This is a genomic window from Oliverpabstia intestinalis (genome assembly GCF_009696065.1).
Classification (GTDB): domain Bacteria; phylum Bacillota; class Clostridia; order Lachnospirales; family Lachnospiraceae; genus Oliverpabstia; species Oliverpabstia intestinalis.
In genome coordinates, this window is the sequence record NZ_VUMS01000006.1 from 110,601 (window position 1) to 130,008 (window position 19,408).

Genomic DNA, 19,408 nt, shown 5'->3' on the forward strand with positions numbered 1-19,408 from the left:
TTGAGCTTGGCTACTCATATTCTATAATAACTACAGGGATTTTTCAACTAATTTTTTCAAATACGACCAGATTTCCTGTTTTTCTGATAAAAATGCAAAACAATTTTCTCCAGATACCGTTTCAGTATAATCTGAATCTCTTCTTTCGGATGGATCGGTTTCACAAGGATGTTCGCCATTCCTGTCCTCTTTGCCCCATACACATCAGTAAACAGCTGATCACCGATAAACACAGTATCAGACAAATCCGTGCCCATCAGTTCCATCGCTTTCAGATAATTTTTGCGGGAAGGCTTATGTGCATCCTCGATATAATGCACCTGCACATCTCTGTTGAACATCTGCACACGCTCCAGCTGATTGTTCGACAACAGACAGCAGGAAAAACCAAGCTCTTTCAGATGCGCAAACAACGCTTTCGCCCGCTCATCTGCCGGTTCTCCATGAGGTACCAGAGTATTGTCGATATCAAAGATAAGGCCACGGTATCCTTTTTTATACAGTTCATCAAAATCAATCTGATAGGTGGAATCCACCCAGGTATCCGGATAAAATGTTTCAAACAGCATCTTTTGTTCTCCCTCTAATCAACGGTTTAAAAACCATTTCATTTCCTCAAATTTCTCTTCCATCAGATCATAACCATGCTGATAAAAGTTCTCCAGCTTCTGTGTATCCCGCTCCAGACGGGCTACCGGCTCGATCTCCGGTCTGAGAACAAATACTTTTCCTTCTTTTTCCCATTTGTCAATATAATACAACGTCTTGTTATAGACTTTTGCACGCTGTTCGAGTACTTCGACCAGTTTCGGATATTTCTTTCCGTAAGCGAGTTCAAACAGACGGTCCTGTTTTCCGCTGGAATGTTTCCGATAGCCTTTATTTCTGGTCAGAATGATTACATTTCTCTGATGTCCTGTCTTCAGGGAATGGATGATGGGGATGGAATCGGCCACTCCACCATCCACATACGGAATGCCGTCCACAAATACTGTTTTCGTCGCCAGCGGCATACTGCACGACGCTCTGCAGATATCCATCATCCGTTTTGCACTGGAGTGTTCGCTCAGATATTCCGCTTTTCCTGTAAGGCAGTTGGTCACCACCATCTCGCACTGCATGTCCGAATTCAGGAAAGTATCAAAATCAAACGGAAAGATTTCATTCGGATATTTTTCAAAGATCAGATCCATATCCAGCAGTGTTCCCGTCTTCAGTGTATTTTTTATTGTTACATAACGCTTCTTCTTATCCGTAATAATGTTACAGTTTTTTGTGCGCAGTGGCTGTCTTGACACATAATCCACCGCATTGCACGCACCTGCAGAAGTTCCAACCACATACGGGATATAAAAATCCTGTTCCATCAGATAGTCCAGTGCTCCGCTGGTAAAAACACCCCTGTTTGCTCCACCTTCCAGTACCAGACCTGCTCGTTTCATGTTTGTAACGCTTCCTTTCTTCTTTGTTTACCGTTCTTCCAGAGGACGGTAAATCTCTTCTTCTTTTACTGTTTTATAAGCCGGACGGATAATCTTATCCATATTGATCAGTTCTTCCATCCGGTGTGCACTCCAGCCAACGATACGTGCAATGGCAAACATTGGTGTGAACAGCTCGGTGGGAAGATCCAGCATGCTGTATACAAATCCGCTGTAGAAGTCCACATTGGCACTTACACCCTTATAAATATGACGCTCTTCTCCAATGATCTTCGGTGCCAGCTGTTCTACCATACTGTAAAGTGCAAAATCTTTATCTTTGCCCTTTTCGTGGGCCAGTTTCTGTACGAACCCTTTGAAGATTTCTGCTCTCGGATCGGAAATGGAATATACTGCGTGCCCCATTCCATAGATCAGGCCTTTTTTATCAAAGGCTTCTTTATGAAGCAGCGCCCGAAGGTAAGCTCCTACCTCTTCCTCATCTGTCCAGTCTTTCACCTGTTTTTTCATGTCTTTGAACATCTGGACTACTTTGATATTGGCACCACCGTGCTTCGGTCCTTTCAGGGAACCCAGGGCGGCTGCTATTGCCGAATACGTATCTGTTCCTGAAGAAGTCACCACATGAGTGGTAAATGTTGAGTTATTACCACCACCATGCTCCATATGCAACACCAGTGCCAGATCCAGAATCGTTGCCTCTAACTGCGTATACTGCATATCCGGACGAAGCATCAGCAAAATATTTTCCGCAACAGAAAGTTTCGGATCCGGATTATGGATATACAGGCTTTTCCCTTTAATATAATGATTGTATGCCTGATAACTGTAGACCGACAACATCGGAAAAACGCTGATAAGATTCAGACACTGACGGAGGACATTCGGCAGAGAAGTATCATCCGCATTATGATCATAGGCATATAACGTCAGCACACTTCTGGATAACGTATTCATCATATCCTTGGTCGGCGCTTTCATGATAACATCGCGGACAAAGTTCTTAGGCAGAGATCGCTGGCCCGCCAGCAGAACCTTAAAGTCTGCCAGTTCTTTTTCGTTTGGCAGTTTTCCGAATAACAGCAGATAAGTAACTTCTTCAAATCCAAAACGCTGTTCTCTTAAAAATCCCTGCGTCAGTTCATGGATATCATACCCTCGATAATATAATCTTCCTTCACAGGGCACCGTTTTCCCATCCACCACATCTGTGGAACAAATGGATGAAATCTGTGTCAGACCTGCCAGCACACCTTTTCCGTTAACATCACGCAGCCCACGTTTTACATCGTATTTCCCATACAGGGACGGATCCATCTTACTGTTTTCCACACATACCTGTGTTAAGCTTTCCATCTCCGGTGTTACTTTTAATTTAAATCCCGCCATATTCTTTCCTCCTGTCCTTTTATTCGTAACTGTCAGACTTTTCGATAATTACGTTGCTTATTTTTCATATTATCTGATTTTTCTTTTATTACTCTGCTTTTTTTATGTCTGTTTTGCTGTTTTCTGTAGAGAGTATCAGTTATGACTATTATACAGACGAATGCTTTTCACCGCAATAATTGAATTCTTAAAAAAATATGAAACTTTTATGCCTTTTTTAGAACAGGACATTAGTTTTTTTACTATTCAACAGCCGTTGTGAAAGATACGGACAGTTACGATTTTTTATTTTCAAGTCCCAGTTCTTTGGCCCGATCCGGGAAATTTGTGAAAATACCATCGACGTTCCAGTTGTTTAACTGTTCCATGAGTTCTTTTTTGTTGACAGTCCACACATTGACACCAATCCCATGCGCATGACAATCCCGCACCATCTCTTCTGTCAGAAAGTTCTTATCCGGATGATAATATTCCACACCATTTTCTTCTGTGAAAAATCCCATATTATCCATCCGTGCTTCCATCAGATATCCCATCGGAACTTCCGGCAGCATTTTCTTGCATTTGTTGATGGATACCAGATTAAAGGAAGAAAAAATCACGCGGTCTTCCATCTGGAATTCCCGCACCATATCGATTACTTTTTCTTCCAGGTGTTCGTAGTAATACACACTGTTTTTCAGTTCAATATTGGTAACCAGTCCCGTATCCTTTACCCAGGTCAGATACTCCCGCAGCGTTGGAATCCGCTGAAAGTCATATTTTCCTTCAAACTTTCCGTAGCAGTCAACAAGACACAATTCCTGATACGTATAATCACGAATATTTCCTGTTCCACTGGTCGTTCGGTCAATGGTCTCATCATGCATGATCACGATCTCATCGTCTTTCGTCAGCTGTACATCCAACTCGATGCCATAACAGCCAACTTCTTCCGCTTTTTTAAATGCCAGCATAGTATTTTCCGGATATTTTCCGCTGAATCCTCGATGTGCAAATACCTTCATTATTAGCCCTTCTTTCCTGTATCCCTGAAAATTCGGTATCTGATATTTCAGAAATACATTTCTTCACTTCCCTTAGTATGACAGATTGTTGTCTGATTTTCAACTACAAACCAGACAAAACATACCACACCGGATTTTGCTGTTGTCGCAGAAGCCAGGATCTTATACACCCACGGATTTTAACTCATTTCCCACAAAAAGAGCAGAAAACTTTATGTGCTCCATAAAATTTTCTGCTCTTTTTATTATTGGATTCCCTTGCTCACTTTAGGTTTCTGCCATTGATAATCACCGTCGACCAGTTTGCTATCCTCTTCCTCCGGTGCCTGTGGAACCCGCAGGACAAAGACCGGATCAGTATACGGATTCTTCAGTTTTTTTTCATTCATCGTTCCGCCTGTACTCTCCGCGGTACCTGTATTATCCGCTATCACAGCAGCTTTTTTCCCACTGTTATTCTGCAGGCTTTCCTCTACCTGCCCATCTGCATCATTTCCACGGATAATCTGTGCGGACGAATCTCCTGTTCCGATTTCTGCTTCCATGGTAATCTGACCGGATTCGCCTGTTGCTTCTGTATTCTGTATATCTGTTTCACTTCCGGTTGTGGTATCTGCTGTTTCTGTCTCCTGCGTCGGTGTCACCACATTTCCTTCCTCATCCAGTACATCCGCACCATAAATCGTCTCTTTCAATTTTCGTACGGTAGGCTCCCAGTCCGGAACGAGATCCCCGTTGTAGCCATGATACATACCATCATAAGGAATGCGATCGGAAATAATTTTATACTTCATCAATGTCGGCGCTTTTGCCAGTAAACCCCAGAATTCACTTTCCGGTACGTTATGTGTCAGTAACGGAAGCAGACGGGTTGCCAAACGATCCAGATCTTCAAAGCTCATAGTCTTTACTTTATCAAGGAGTTTTAACAGTACCTCTCTCTGACGTTCTGTGCGCTGATAATCGGAATTACCTACTTTTCGTATACGTGCATAAGCCACCGCCTGCATACCATTACATTCATAGGTTCCCTCACCCGGAATCAGATATTTTTTAGATTTTAATCCCAGTATCCTGCACTGCTGTTTGATACTTTTGTTTGCATTTTCTGCTTCTTTTGGGGTAAAAGTAATTTCAATAGTACCGATTTCATCGATAATATCAATCATCGAACCAAAATCCACCGTGACATATCGGTCTACATCAATCTTGTAATTCTCTTCTACGGTCTTGGTAAGCAATGGTCCTCCACCATTGGGATACGTGGCATTCAACTTACGGTATCCGATTCCCGGAATCATTACATGGGTATCACGCATCAGGGAAATCATGGAAATCTGTTCCAGACGATAGTTAACAGAGATCAGAATCATAGAGTCTGAGTTCCCAATCCAGCCTTTATCTGTCGTATCCAGACCAACCAGCATAATATTGTATACATTTCCATCCGTAGTGATTGGCTCCGCAGATGCATATTGTGCCATGTTCTGCTGTGCCTCCAGCAATTCCGGATCCACTTCTTCCTCTACCGTCGTTTCTTCCTCTGTTTCTTTCTCCTGTTGCTCTTCTTTCTGTTTTTCAATCAATGCCTGAACTTCATCATCCGTCATATAGTTGGTTTTTGTATAATATCGATGTCCCATATAATATACAACTCCGGCAATGATCACAATCAGCGTCAAAAAAATCCCGGCAACAATCGCACCTTTCTTCTTTTTAGACATTTTCGGCTTTTTTTCCCGCGTTGCCTCTTCCTGCTCTTTATCGTCTGCTGACACGCCCGACAGCCTCCTTTTTATTGATTTGCTTATTACTGGTAAATGATACCATTTGCATTATTTTTTGTCAATTACTGGCGATGTCTGCTGTCTCTTTTTCATTTCTGTCCGTAATATGCATTTGCTCCGTGTTTCCGGTAATAATGTTTATCCTGCAATTCCTGCGGTGCCGGTTTCACCTGCGGATTGATCATCTCACAGCGTGCCGCCATCTTTGCAACTTCTTCGAGTACGACCGCATTATGAACCGCTTCGTGTCCGTCTTTTCCCCAGGTGAATGGTCCATGATTTTTGCACAGAACTGCAGGTACTGCTTCATAATCTTTATCTTTGAAGTAATCTACGATCAGAAGTCCTGTATTTTTCTCATACGCCGTATCGATCTCTTCTTTTGTCAGGCAACGCACGCACGGGATTTCTCCGTACATGTAATCTGCATGGGTGGTTCCGTAACACGGGATTCCTCTTCCTGCCTGTGCCCAGCTGGTTGCCCATGGAGAGTGCGTATGTACCACACCGCCGATCTTTGGAAATGCACGATACAATTCCAGATGAGTAGGTGTATCAGAGGATGGATTGTATCTTCCCTCAATCTTATTTCCCTCGAGATCCATGATCACCATATCATCCGGTGTCAGTTTGTCATAGTCAACACCACTGGGTTTGATGGCAAAATATCCGGTTTCCCGGTCAATCTGGCTGACATTTCCCCAGGTAAAGGTTACCAGATTGTATTTTGGAAGCAGCATATTGGCTTCATATACCGCTTTTTTTAATTCTTCTAACATAGTTTCCTCCTGCCTAGTGCAGATGTACTACTGCTGCACGCTCAATCTCCAGTCCCTCTTTATATCTGTCCATAAAAGCTTCAAATCCTTCCACATCTTTCGGATCCGGTGCAATCTGTACACTTTCTTCTTTTGCAAATACCTGTTCTTCCAGATAAGAAGCAAGGCTCTCGCCTTCTGTTTTATTTTTACGGTAAGCAGCCAGAAGAGCGATTCCCCAGGCACCGCCTTCTCCTGCTGTTTCCATCACGGATACCGGCGCATTGACCGCTGCCGCCATCACTTTCTGTCCCACACCTTTTGTCTTGAAGAAACCACCGTGCCCAAGAAGCTTATCTACAACCACACCTTCTTCTTTTAACAGGATATCCATACCCAGTTTCAGCGCACCCACACTTGTAAACAGGTGGCTTCGCATAAAGTTCGCCAGGGTAAATTTGCTGTCCGGTGTACGCGCAAATAACGGACGTCCCTCTTCAAAGTGTGTAATATGTTCTCCGGAAAAATAGCAGTATGGAAGCAGTCCGCCGCAGTCTGCATCTCCCTCTAAGGCTTTGTTATATAAAGTACCGTACAGTGTATTAGTATCTACTTTCACGCCGAAACTTTCCAGATTCTCCCGGAACAGGTTCACCCATGCGTTCAGATCTGAGGTACAGTTCTGAGAATGTACCATAGCTACCGGCATACCGTCCGGTGTTGTCACCATATCAATTTCTCCGTATACCTTTGACAGTGGTTTTTCCAGAACGATCATGGCAAATACAGAAGTACCTGCGGATACGTTACCGGTGCGTACGGCTACGCTGTTAGTCGCTGCCATACCGGTTCCTGCATCACCTTCCGGCGGGCACACCAGACTGCCCGGCTGCAAGTTACCGCTTACATCCAGAAGTTTTGCACCTTCTTCGGTCAGCGTACCTGCGTCTTCTCCTGCAGACAGAACCTGTGGCAGGATCTCTCGCAGTTTCCATGGATATCCTTTTTCTTTTATCAGTTCATCGAACTGTTCTACCATCTTCTGGTTATAATCTACGGTTTCCGAATCGATCGGGAACATACCGGAAGCGTCGCCGACACCCAGAACTTTCTTCCCGGTCAGTTTCCAGTGGATATAACCGGCCAGTGTAGTGAAAAATGTGATATCTTTTACATGTTCTTCACCGTTTAAGATGGCCTGATACAGATGTGCGATGCTCCATCTCTGTGGAATCTGCTGACCAAATAGCGGGGTCAGTACATCGGTCGCCTGCTCGGTGATATTATTTCTCCAGGTACGGAACGGTACCAGAAGATTGTCCTCTTCGTCAAATGGCATATAGCCGTGCATCATGGCACTGAATCCCATGGATCCGATCTTTGTCAGGATCTCTCCGTACTGTTCTTTTACATCTTTTGCCAGTTCCTGATAACTGGTCTGCAATCCTTTCCAGATATCTTCCAGGCTGTAGGTCCAGATGCCGTCTACCAGCTGGTTTTCCCACTCATAGCTTCCGGAAGCGATCGGTGCATGCTCTTTGCCTACCAGAACCGCTTTGATTCTGGTGGAACCGAATTCGATTCCCAGGCTGGTTTCCCCAGCCCGGATCTCTTTTATAATCTGATTTTTATCTGTCATTTTTTTCTCCATCCTGTTATTGGAACGATTATTTGTTCAGTTTATAATACATAGAATTCCATTTCAGTTCGTTCTTGAAATTTCTGATCTGCGTATCTTTATCAATGTAAACTGCTTCGATACCCATCGCTTCTGCCCAGTCGCCCATCTGTTCTGCGGTGATATCGTAGGAGAATGCGGTATGGTGAGCTCCTCCTGCAAGAATCCATGCTTCTGCACCTGTGGCAAGATCTGGCTGTGGAGTCCAGAATGCGGTTGCTACCGGCAGTTTCGGCATCTCTTTTTCTGTCTTCTTGCAATCTACATCGTTGATGATCAGACGGAAACGATCGCCAAGATCAATCAGAGATGTTGCAATAGCCGGACCGGTTTTCGAGGTAAATACCAGTCTTGCAGGATCTTCTCTGTCACCCATAGACAACGGATTCACTTTGATGGAAATCGGACCGTCTGCGATGGTTGGGCATACTTCCAACATATGTGCTTCCAGAATACCTTCTTTTCCCGGAACCAGATTGTATGTATAGTCTTCCATAAAGGAAGTTCCCTTTGCGTCTTTTTTACCTGTAGTCATGATCTTCATCAGACGTACCATGGCTGCGGTCTTCCAGTCACCTTCACCACCGAATCCATAACCTTTTTCCATCAGTCGCTGGATGGCCAGACCCGGCAGCTGCTGCAGTGCGCCAAGATCACCGAAATGAGTAACAATCGCCTGATAATTCTTCTCTTCCAGGAATCTCTCAAAACCGATCTCGATCTGTGCCTGTACGGCTACATGTTTTTTGAATTCTTCCGGATCGCGTCCCTCTAACAGAATCTGGTATTTACTGTAATATTCTTCTACCAGCGCATCCACATCACCTTTTCCAACTGCCTGTACAGCTTCTGCGATTTCATTAACCGGATAAGCGTCTATTTCCCAGCCGAATCTGATCTGCGCTTCTACTTTATCGCCCTCGGTAACCGCTACATTTCTCATATTATCCGCAATACGCATCACACGGATATGGCTGCTTTCCATGACACCGACTGCAGTGCGCATCCAGGAAGCGATCTTTTCCTGCACTTCTTTCGCTGCCCAGTGTCCGACAACAACTTTACGGACAATTCCCATACGGGATACGATATGTCCATATTCACGGTCGCCATGAGCAGACTGATTTTCATTCATAAAGTCCATATCAATCGTATCATATGGAATTTCTTCATTGAACTGCGTATGCAGATGCAACAGTGGTTTCCGGTATTCCTGCAATCCCAGAATCCAGGATTTTGCCGGGGAGAACGTATGCATCCAGGTGATCACACCCGCACATTCTTCATCTGCATTTGCATCATTAAATGTTTTACGGATGACTTCATTTGTGATCAGGGTTGGTTTCCATACCACTTCATATGGAAGAATCCCGGATTTGTTCAGTTCGTTTACAATGATTTTTGAATGTTCTGCTACTTTCTGCAGACACTCATCTCCATACAGATCCTGTGAGCCGGTTGCAAACCAGAACTTATAATTTTTTGCTGTTTTCATGTGAAAAATTCCTCCTTATTTTGCTCGTTTTTATTTTTTTATCAAACAGGTTTTTTGTTCGATTTTTATCTGTTACTGATGTTTTCTATTTCCTTTTTCCGAAAAACTCCGGATGCCTGCTGCCAGCGTTTTCTATTATTCTCCTCTCACCGGCGTTCCATACAAGACTTTCGGATCACCAGCTCCGGTTCAATCAGGCGAAGTACTCTGGATTCTTCGGGTGGTATCCCATGAAGCAGTTCCAGCAGAAGTTCTGCTGCCATCTCACCAAGTTTTTCCTGTGGATGAGACACCGTCGTCAATTCCACCGGACCGGTTCTTGCGATCACCGAATCATCGTAGCCTGTCACGGACAGATCCTCCGGTACTTTTTTCCCGATCCGTTCCAGCATCCGGATCACTTCCACCGCAATCTGGTCGTTGTAGCAGACCACTGCATCAATCGGAAGTTCCGCCTCCAGCATCATCTGTACCATCACCGCTGGTTTTACCTTTCGGTCTTCGGTATGAAACCACACCACCAGTTCCGGCTGATAAGACATTCCTGCTTCCTGCAGTGCTTTGACATATCCTTTGTGACGTTCTGCCCCCTGGCTGTCATCTGCTTTGAAAACACCGGCGATCTGTCGATGTCCTGTATCGATCAGATATTTTGTCAGCAGGTACGCACCTTTCGCATCATCCAGGAGAATCGTCGGTTTATTTTTCATCTGCAGGTAGCTTCCCTGGATAAAGACATACGGGATGCCCATACGGTCAAGCTGCTCATACAGAGGCATATTTCTGCACAAAATCTGGCTTTTGCTCGGTTCGATGATCAGTCCGTCCACATCCTTGGTTAGGATGTCTTCGAGGCACTGTGCTTCTTTCTGCCGGCTGTTTCCGGTATTTTTCAGCATGATACTGTACCCCTGTTCTGTCAGTACCCGATCCATCCCCTGGATCAGACGTGGAAAAATGTAATCGGAAATATAAGTCGTAACCACTGCAATATTTTTCGAATTCTTCCGGTGTGCCATCCTGTCGGAACAGAAAGTTCCTTTGCCATGTTTTGTTGTAATATATCCGTCTGTTACCAGAATCGCCAGTGCTTTTCGCACTGTATGGCGGCTGATCTCATATTCCTGCGCCAGTTCATTTTCCGATGGCAGCTTCGCGCCGGGTCGGATCTCACCGGAAAGAATCTTACTTTTCAATTCTTCCATCAGGGACATATATTTTTTCCCTTTCTCCGTAATACACACCTCCTGCCTGTATTCTTTCCTCTATCTTATAACTTGTATGCACAACTTTACAAGTTGTATTTCTCAATTTTATTTTTTTATAAAATCCTCTTGCTTTTTGTCAGCTGATATGCTATATTCTGACCTGTCGCAAAGCCCATAAAAACAAGGTCTTACAGGGCTGACCGCCGATTTCCGGCGTAGGTCATATACTTTCAGTATATGCCTCCACGGCATTCGCCAGATATCCATGTACCCATGTCTGTCTGACTCAAAAGCCGCGTGAAAATGAATCGAGTGTTCGTGACCTTCCACTCGTAAAACAAAACTAAAGGAGAAACTGAATATGAAAAAACAAAGTAACACATTGTTCCTCGCACAATCTGCGATGATCGCGGCAATCTATGTGGTTCTGACCGTGATTCTGGCACCGTTTTCCTATGGAGAGGTACAGGTGCGTGTCTCAGAGGCACTGACCATCCTTCCGGTATTTACGCCTGCAGCTATCCCCGGTCTGTTCGTGGGATGCCTGATCAGTAATATTCTTGGCGGATGTATCCTTCCGGATATTATCTTCGGCAGTATCGCCACCTTACTGGGCGCCTGCTTCACCTATCTGCTCCGCAACCGGAACAAATTCCTGGCTCCACTGCCACCGATCATTTCCAATATCCTGATCGTTCCCTTTGTTCTGCACTACGGCTATCAGGTACCGCTTCCGATTCCGTTTCTGATGGGTACGGTCGGTATCGGAGAAGTGATTTCCTGTGGAATCCTGGGCATGATTGTGTATACAATTCTTGATAAACACAGAGTTGCTATTTTCCGCACAGCTGCATAATTATTTAAACGTTTTCGCGGCAATCGCCAAGGTCTCGTGCAAGCAGGACTTTGGTTCGTTGCTCGCATAAAAAGAGAAGAGGTATCTGTTTTCACAGATATCTCTTCCTTTTTATGCATATATTCTTATTATCTGACTACTGATCCTCTGCTTTCCTGTGACCAGGCTGGGCTTTACAGTTCAATCAGTTCCTTCCGAGAACCCGCCAGGTTTCTGCAACCTGTTTCGGTAACCAGTACCATATCTTCAATACGAACGCCGCCGAATCCCGGTACATAGATACCCGGTTCCACAGTTTCGATCATACCTGCCTGCAGCACGGTTTCATCAGACGGAGCAAGTCCTGGTTTCTCATGAATAAACAGACCCACACTGTGACCAAGACTGTGACCAAAACAGTCACCGTAACCAGCTTTTGTAATGATATCTCTGGCGGCCTTATCCACTTCCTTACCTGTTTTTCCGGCTTTTACAGCAGCAAGGCCAGCCAGTTGTGCTTCCAGAACCACGTTGTAGATCTCTTTCTGTTTATCATTGGCTTTTCCGATTACTACAGTTCTTGTCATATCAGAGCAGTATCCCTCATACTTGCACCCGAAATCCATCGTTACAAAGTCTCCGGCTTCCAGTTTCTTTCTGCCCGGAATCGCATGTGGCATAGAGGAGTTCAATCCGGAAGCAATAATGGTATTAAATCCGAGATCTTCTGCTCCTGCTTTTTTCATCTGATATTCCAGTTCTGCTGCCACTTCCAGTTCACTGACTCCCGGTTTCAGAAAATCCAGGATCCTGGAAAATGCAACATCACCGATATGCTCTGCCTGTGCCAGATATTCGATTTCTTCTGCAGTTTTGATTCTGCGAAGTACATCCACTTTCCCCCCCATCGGCACCCACTCTTTAACCGGAAGTGCTTTTTTCATCTTGTCGAACTGGCTGCAAAGCAGCGACTGATCTTCGTATCCGATTGCCAGTGTGCCTTCTTCTTTTTCCAGACATTCTGCAAAAATCTGCTCTCTGGTATGTCCGCGATGTTCCTGAACAATGGTAAAATCACTTTCTTTTTCTGCCTGTTCCGTATAACGGGAATCTGTAATCAGGACCTGCTGGGTGGCAGATATGTACAGTGCACCCTCTCCTCCGCGGAAACCACTGATGTGTCTCATGTTATAGGGATCGGTGATGATCATTCCCACCAGTCCTTCTTTTTTAATAAGCTCCTGTGCTTTACTCATGATGCCTTTCTCCTTTTCTGTCCCCGGTCATCTTCCCTGTACCGGAGTATCCTGATTCTATTTTACACCGCTTCGAGTGCCTGCGCAAGGTCTGCAATCAAATCATCCACATCTTCAATACCAACTGAGAGACGGATCAGATCCGGAAGGACACCTGCCTCAATCAGCTGTTCTTCGTTCAGCTGTCTGTGGGTATGGCTTGCCGGATGCAGAACGCAGGTACGGGCATCTGCCACATGAGTTACAATTGCGATCAGTTTCAGTGCATTGGTGAATCGCATTGCACCTTCTTTTCCTCCTTTAGGACCGAAACAAAGTACACCACAGACACCATTCGGCATATATTTTTCTGCCAGCTGATGGTATTTGCTGCTTTCCAGCCCTGCATATTCCACCCATGCCACTTTTTCATGATTTTCCAGAAATTTCGCGATCTTTAATGCATTCTCACAGTGTCGCGGTACTCTCAGGTGCAATGTTTCCAGGCCTACATTGGTCAGAAATGCATTCATCGGAGACTGGCAGGAACCCATATCTCGCATCAGCTGTGCTACCGCTTTCTGAATATAGGCTTTTTTCCCGAATTTCTGTGTGTAAATAACACCATGATACGATTCATCCGGTGTGGTCAGACCCGGAAATTTTTCTTTGTGAGCTTCCCAGTCAAAGTTTCCACTGTCCACGATACAGCCACCCAGTGCCATGGCATGTCCATCCATATATTTTGTCGTGGAATGCGTGACGATATCCACACCAAATTGAAATGGCTGGCAGTTGATCGGTGTTGCAAAGGTATTATCACAGATCATCGGTACTCCATGGCTGTGTGCCAGATTCACGAATTTTGCAATATCAAGTACAACACCTGCCGGGTTGGAAATTGTCTCGGCAAATACTGCTTTTGTATTCGGTTTAAAGTATTTTTCCAGTTCTTCTTCCGGCAGATCCTGATCCACCAGATCTACTTCCACTCCGAAACGATGCAGGGTAACGGCTAACAGATTAGAAGTTCCGCCATAGATTTTTGCCGCACAGATGATATGATCTCCTGCCTCACAGATATTAGTCACCGCAAGCATCGTAGCTGCCTGACCGGAAGAAGTAAGCATAGCTGCCACGCCCCCCTCAAGATCACAGATTTTCTGTGCTACAATATCGCAGGTCGGATTCTGCAAACGGGAATAAAAGTAACCTTCTTTCTCCAGATCAAACAGTTTTCCCATCTCTTCGCTTGTCTCATAGCGGAACGTAGTGCTCTGATAAATCGGCAGTACTCTCGGTTCTCCGTTCTTGGGCTGCCATCCTCCCTGGACACAAATAGTATCTTTTTTCAGTTTCATATAATAATTCCTCTTTTCCTTAGGGTTTTATGGTTTTATTGTAGACGATAAAAAGGGGAAATGCAACCATTTCCCCTTTTTCTTTCTATCCTTTGCTTGAATTATTTTACTGTTCAATGATAATATCCCGCACTGAATTATATAATTTCAGCTGTTTTTCTTATACACCCAAAGAAGTCCCTTTAACAGCAGATCATCATCCAGGATCACGTCTTCTTTGCAATATGGAACAATACTCTTTGCCAGACCTCCGGTAGCGATCACAGTTGCTTTTTCACCCAGTTCTTCTTCCATCCGAAGGATCACACCATCGATCAGTGCCGCATTGCTGTAGACGATGCCGCTCTTCATACATTCAATGGTATTTTTCCCGATCACCCGTTTCGGTGCTTCCAGATCGATGCCAGAAAGCTGCGCAGCTCTCGCCGTCAGTGCATCCAGAGAAGTCCGCACACCGGGAAGAATCATGCCGCCGATATAGTTTTTCTTTCTGTCGACTACACAAACCGTCGTCGCAGTTCCCATATCAAAGATGATCATCGGTGGTTTGTATTCTCTGATAGCTCCCACCGCATCTGCAATCAGATCACTTCCCACCTGCGCCGGGTTGTCCATCAGAATATTCATGCCGGTTTTAATTCCGGGGCCAAGCACCATGACTTCTTTTTTCAGTATTTTTTCAGCTGCCAGTTTTACGATCTGTGTAATCTGTGGTACAACAGAACACACGATACCACCCTCAAGTTCTTTCGGAGACATCTTGAAAATATCCAGTACATTTTTGATCACAATGGCATATTCCAGTTCTGTCTTACTTCTGTCTGTGGAAACCCGCTCGATAAAATAGGTTTTCTGTTCATCGATACATCCCACTACGATGTTGGTATTTCCGATATCAATAGCTAATATCATAATTCTCTCCCTTATAACTGTTTCTCTGTCTGTTCCAGAATCTTATTCATAATCTCCACTGCCGTTTCTTCCTTGCTTAACAACGGAAGCTGTGTTTCATCGTCTGCGGTGATCAGTGTTACAATATTAGTATCTCCGGCAAATCCGGCACCTTCCACTTTCACATTATTTGCCACGATCATATCCAGATTCTTTTTCTTCAATTTCTTTCTGGAATTTTCCAGCATATGTTCCGTCTCCATGGAAAATCCGCACAGAAACTGATTCGCCCTCTTATGTTCACCCAGATATTTCAGAATATCATCTGTCCGTTCCATCTCAATAGAGAGTTCTTCGTCCGTTTTCTTCACTTTCTGCTCACTGATCGTTTTCGGACGATAATCTGCCACAGCCGCCGCCTTGATCACGATATCCTGCCGGTCAGATCTGCCGGTCACCGCTTCATACATCTCTCTCGCTGTTGTAACCGGCACCACATCCACAAAGAGTGGTGGTTTTATGGCAGTTTTTCCACTGACCAGTGTCACCTCCGCACCTCGCATGCTGCAGACTTTTGCAATCGCATACCCCATTTTTCCGCTGGAGTGATTCGTCAGATACCGCACCGGATCGATCGGTTCCTGGGTCGGTCCTGCCGTCACAAGGATTTTTTTGCCTTTCAGATCTTTTTCATAAGCCACTTCCTGTAAAATGTATTCGAGCAGGGTCTCAGGCTCAGGCATCTTTCCTTGGCCCACGTCTTTACATGCCAGAAGTCCGACTGCCGGCTGAATCACTTCATATCCATAGTGTTCCAGCTTTTTCAGATTATCCTGCACGATTGGATTTTCAAACATCTGTGTATTCATCGCAGGAGAAATGATTTTTTTGCATTTACATGCCATCACTGTTGTTGTCAGCATATCATCTGCAATTCCATTCGCAATTTTTCCGATCACATTGGCAGAAGCCGGTGCTACCAGAACCACGTCCGCCCGCTTTGCCAGCGCCACATGTTCTACCGAATACTGAAAATTCCGGTCGAACGTATCCACCAGACACTTATTTCCTGTTAAGGTCCCGAAGGTGATGGGATTGATAAAATTCGTGGCATTTTGTGTCATCAGCACCTGCACATCAGCGTGAAGTTTGCCAAGGGCACTCGCCAGAGAAGCGATCTTATATGCTGCAATACTTCCGCTTACCGCCAGAACCACTGTTTTTCCTTTCAACATAGGTTGTCCGTCCTTTCTTCTCATCCGCTGGTCCTCCCTGTCAGGTGTACCGCGTATTTTGCATCCTTTTTATTATAGCCTACTGCCCCGAAAATGCAACCTGTAGCACATAAGTCTGGCTTTGTTCGTCGGAAAATACAATATTTCCCAGCGACTGCAGCATGGATTCGTTCAGTGCCGCATATTTTTCCCGTTCTCTCGCACCCACAAAAATATACCTGACCTGATATTTTTTCAGCAGTTTTTTTACTTCTTCCTGGTTCGTCGAGGTATAGATAGCCTCTACCTCCTGTGCACGCTCATTCAGCGCCCCGGTATCGCCTCGCCACAGCCATTCATGGACATACCAGCCAAGCACTGTGGGAAGTCCCGTCATCGCGGACACCCGTTCATAGTCACTGTAACTGTCTCCATTTGCCTCAAGAACCACCGGATCGCCGGTAACATGTTCATTGAGCCAGCGGATCGCCGCAGCGTCTTCCGGAAAAGTTGTCTCAAGATATGCGGTGGCATCCAGTCCCTGATACTGCGCCGGGTTCCATACCTGACCAAACCATGCATGCACAGCAGTTACCGTATAAAAACAACAGCCCACAAAACAGGCAAACACCACGCTGGTCAGAATTTTCCGTATCACATGCCTCTTCTCCATCCACAGACGGATCAGTGCATACCCAAATAAGATTCCAAACATCGCAAATGCCTGATAGGTCAATTTGAACATTGTGTTGGATCTGGCGTATTCTTTTTCATAGATATCTCTTACATAAACGATCTCCGGGATCACGATCAGCCCCAGAGCCGAGATCCCCAGCAACACACCGAAAGCATCCGCTTTTTTCGCACCTTCCCGTTTCACGCACCAGAAAAAAAGCACTGTCCCGATGGCCGGAAGTCCCCAGATCAGCCAGTACTGATATGGTCTGGAATGGTTCTGTGCAAGTGCCACTTCACTGACCATGCTCTGAAACTGCAAAGTAAACGGCAGTGCAGCTATGTTTGCCAGTAAGAATACCCATACCGCATGAAGCAGGCTGATCCCCATCGTCATTCTCATACGATGCGGTTTTTCCAGTTCTTTATAGTTCTGGCAGTTGCACCAGATCACTCCCATGCCACCCATCACATAGTAGATGACAAAATCCCAGTAATTCGTCCAGTGAAACATACCGATCAGAAAAGCAAACACCAGCACGTAGGGATCTGTCAGAGCTGCCGCTACCTGGTTTTTATAAAAATTCCTGTTTCCTGTCACCTCCGCCTGCAGCGCATTTTTTCCGCTGTAATGTTGCATCATCGCATAAACCAGACTGGTCAGTGCCACCACAAACATCAGATTGACCACATGGGCATGTAAGTCACCCAAAACAAAGGAGTAGGAAGGGAATTCATGAATCGTTTTATCATTTCCCGCCGGATAATATCCGATATAACGGGTGGAATTCGGAAACCAGTAAGTATAATCCCCTTTTGGCAGATGAAAGATCTCCCGGATCCACGGAAGAAGTTTTCCGATCACCACATAATGCATATTTCCGGCAAGAGATACCCCTGCCCCCGCAAGGGCACCGCCAAGCAGTGCCGGTTTTTCTCTTTTCCAGCTGTCAAGTACCATCTGGCGTACCAGAGCAAACGGAACGGAAAAACAAAACCCTGCCACCAGTGTCCGCATCAGATTGTACGTCTGTGCCACCTGCGTATTGGTCAGTTTCGTTAAAAATACAGCAAAATACTGTCCGCCATAATAATAGTTGATTTTTGCTCCCGCATACCACAGATCCTTCGCCGGGAGTGTGGTACTGCGCATCATCGCCATCATAAACCCATAGTCCATGAACTTTTCTGTTCCGTACGCTGCCGGGCGAAATCCCGCCACATAAGTCCATAGAAGAAAGAATAAGATAAATACCAGTTCATCATCCAGCACTGTCTGGTACCATTCTGTTGTAAATTTCCAGGACGTTTTGTCCTTTATCTTTTGTTTCTTTAACGCAATCCAGACACCCCAGCAGACAGCTGCCAGTACACCTGTGCTTACAAGACAGCCCACATGCGTAAACGGTACAATTCCCGTACTTGCTCCCAGCCACATCAAAAATCCCGCACCGGCAATACCGAATATCTTTGCCACCAGATATCCTCTGTCACGGAATCCGGAAAAAAGATACTGGCAAAGCGGAAAACTGCACCATCCAAGCACCAGTATGGTCAGCCACCAGACAGCAAATACTTTTCCGTCCTCTTTTAACAGAACCTGTGCACTCATAAAAAGCACCGTCAGTACAACAGCTTTCCATATTCCCTTTCTTTTCTCATTCACTGTTTCGCACCTCCCCACTTCCGGAAGTCTTTTAGTGTTGTTTTACCGATTTTTACAATTTTTATCATATTGATGGAATTGACTCCACCCTGTCGCGGACGGAATGTAATTGGATAATACATTACCCGCCGTCCTTCTTTTGTATATCGCACCGTCATCAGTACATTTGCCAGAAAATACTGTGGTGGAATCTCTTTTAAAACTTCTTCCAGTTCTGCAGCCCGCATCAGCCGGAACGGTGTATTGGCATCTTCCACCCAGCAGTGAAATGTCACAAGGATCACCAGTCGAAGAACCCGTGTCACAAAGATCCGCTGCCAGCCGTCCTGTCTTTTTTTTCTGCTTCCAATCAAAAGCCCACACTTTTTCCTGTCTTTCCACAGCTTCCAGAATTCTTCCGGCAGAGTCTGTCCATCAGAATCTGTCTGAAAAATATAGTCTGCCCCTTCCGCAATCGCACAGCGGTAGCCATATAAAATAGTGGCACCGTGTCCCTGGTTTTCTTTTTTTACCGTGCGAAGCTGCGGATATTTTCCCTGCAGATGATCCAGTTCCTCCTGCGTCCGATCTGTACTTCCGTCATTGATGACAAACAATCGACTGTCCTCTCCTGTTATTTCCACGATGGGATGCCACTGTGCTACTACATTTTCTATGTTTTCTTCCTCGTTATATGCCGGAATCACGATGATCAGCCGATCCTGATTTTGTTCTGTTATTTCACTCATGATTTCTTTCTCCCCTTTTCTTTCCCCACATATTTCCCT

General features: G+C 45.1%; 16 protein-coding genes. 1 reads left to right on the plus strand and 15 read right to left on the minus strand.

The window, feature by feature from the left end:
• Positions 1-56: 56 nt before the first annotated feature.
• From FYJ57_RS04425 to FYJ57_RS04465, 9 genes are all read right to left on the minus strand, one after another.
• A complete protein-coding gene (locus FYJ57_RS04425) occupies positions 57-566 on the minus strand; it encodes a YqeG family HAD IIIA-type phosphatase (RefSeq protein WP_117524378.1) in 510 nt (169 codons plus the stop codon).
• A gap of 21 nt (positions 567-587) precedes the next feature.
• Complete coding sequence (locus FYJ57_RS04430) at positions 588-1,442, minus strand: patatin-like phospholipase family protein (protein ID WP_154431676.1); 855 nt, start codon at positions 1,440-1,442, stop codon at positions 588-590.
• Positions 1,443-1,469: 27 nt separating this feature from the next.
• Positions 1,470-2,831, minus strand: a complete 1,362-nt coding sequence (locus FYJ57_RS04435) for a citrate/2-methylcitrate synthase (RefSeq protein ID WP_154431677.1) — start codon at positions 2,829-2,831, stop codon at positions 1,470-1,472.
• Positions 2,832-3,106: 275 nt separating this feature from the next.
• Entirely contained in the window at positions 3,107-3,838 is a 732-nt protein-coding gene (locus FYJ57_RS04440; protein WP_154431678.1) for a glycerophosphodiester phosphodiesterase, read from the minus strand.
• A gap of 245 nt (positions 3,839-4,083) precedes the next feature.
• A complete protein-coding gene (locus FYJ57_RS04445; protein ID WP_154431679.1) occupies positions 4,084-5,616 on the minus strand; it encodes an LCP family protein in 1,533 nt (510 codons plus the stop codon).
• Positions 5,617-5,714: 98 nt separating this feature from the next.
• Positions 5,715-6,404 (minus strand): L-ribulose-5-phosphate 4-epimerase, encoded by a 690-nt coding sequence (locus FYJ57_RS04450; protein ID WP_022172594.1) that lies wholly within the window; start codon positions 6,402-6,404, stop codon positions 5,715-5,717.
• Between the two features lie 13 nt (positions 6,405-6,417).
• On the minus strand, positions 6,418-8,022 hold the full coding sequence (locus tag FYJ57_RS04455; protein ID WP_154431680.1) for a xylulokinase: 1,605 nt from the start codon (positions 8,020-8,022) through the stop codon (positions 6,418-6,420).
• 28 nt (positions 8,023-8,050) lie between these two features.
• Positions 8,051-9,556: an L-arabinose isomerase gene (araA, locus tag FYJ57_RS04460; protein ID WP_022172596.1), complete on the minus strand. Its 1,506-nt coding sequence runs from the start codon at positions 9,554-9,556 to the stop codon at positions 8,051-8,053.
• Positions 9,557-9,702: 146 nt separating this feature from the next.
• On the minus strand, positions 9,703-10,770 hold the full coding sequence (locus FYJ57_RS04465) for a GntR family transcriptional regulator (protein WP_154431681.1): 1,068 nt from the start codon (positions 10,768-10,770) through the stop codon (positions 9,703-9,705).
• A gap of 355 nt (positions 10,771-11,125) precedes the next feature.
• Here FYJ57_RS04465 and FYJ57_RS04470 point away from each other — a divergent pair, with 355 nt between their 5' ends.
• Positions 11,126-11,620: a QueT transporter family protein gene (locus tag FYJ57_RS04470; RefSeq protein WP_022172598.1), complete on the plus strand. Its 495-nt coding sequence runs from the start codon at positions 11,126-11,128 to the stop codon at positions 11,618-11,620.
• Positions 11,621-11,793: 173 nt separating this feature from the next.
• Here the strand turns inward: FYJ57_RS04470 and FYJ57_RS04475 are convergent, their stop codons facing one another.
• The 6 genes from FYJ57_RS04475 to FYJ57_RS04500 all read right to left on the minus strand — a co-directional run bounded on the left by FYJ57_RS04475 (position 11,794) and on the right by FYJ57_RS04500 (position 19,369).
• The gene (locus FYJ57_RS04475) at positions 11,794-12,855 is read right to left on the minus strand and encodes a M24 family metallopeptidase (RefSeq protein WP_154431682.1); all 1,062 of its coding nucleotides are present in this window, start codon (positions 12,853-12,855) and stop codon (positions 11,794-11,796) included.
• Positions 12,856-12,917: 62 nt separating this feature from the next.
• Entirely contained in the window at positions 12,918-14,195 is a 1,278-nt protein-coding gene (locus FYJ57_RS04480; protein WP_022172600.1) for an O-acetylhomoserine aminocarboxypropyltransferase/cysteine synthase family protein, read from the minus strand.
• Between the two features lie 147 nt (positions 14,196-14,342).
• Positions 14,343-15,107: a type III pantothenate kinase gene (locus FYJ57_RS04485; protein ID WP_022172601.1), complete on the minus strand. Its 765-nt coding sequence runs from the start codon at positions 15,105-15,107 to the stop codon at positions 14,343-14,345.
• An 11-nt stretch (positions 15,108-15,118) separates the two neighbouring features.
• The gene (gene coaBC, locus FYJ57_RS04490; protein WP_154431694.1) at positions 15,119-16,321 is read right to left on the minus strand and encodes a bifunctional phosphopantothenoylcysteine decarboxylase/phosphopantothenate--cysteine ligase CoaBC; all 1,203 of its coding nucleotides are present in this window, start codon (positions 16,319-16,321) and stop codon (positions 15,119-15,121) included.
• A 79-nt stretch (positions 16,322-16,400) separates the two neighbouring features.
• Entirely contained in the window at positions 16,401-18,641 is a 2,241-nt protein-coding gene (locus FYJ57_RS04495) for a DUF2298 domain-containing protein (protein WP_328597431.1), read from the minus strand.
• On the minus strand, positions 18,638-19,369 hold the full coding sequence (locus FYJ57_RS04500) for a glycosyltransferase family 2 protein (RefSeq protein ID WP_154431683.1): 732 nt from the start codon (positions 19,367-19,369) through the stop codon (positions 18,638-18,640). Before FYJ57_RS04500 ends, FYJ57_RS04495 begins: the two co-directional genes overlap by 4 nt.
• Positions 19,370-19,408: the final 39 nt, after the last annotated feature.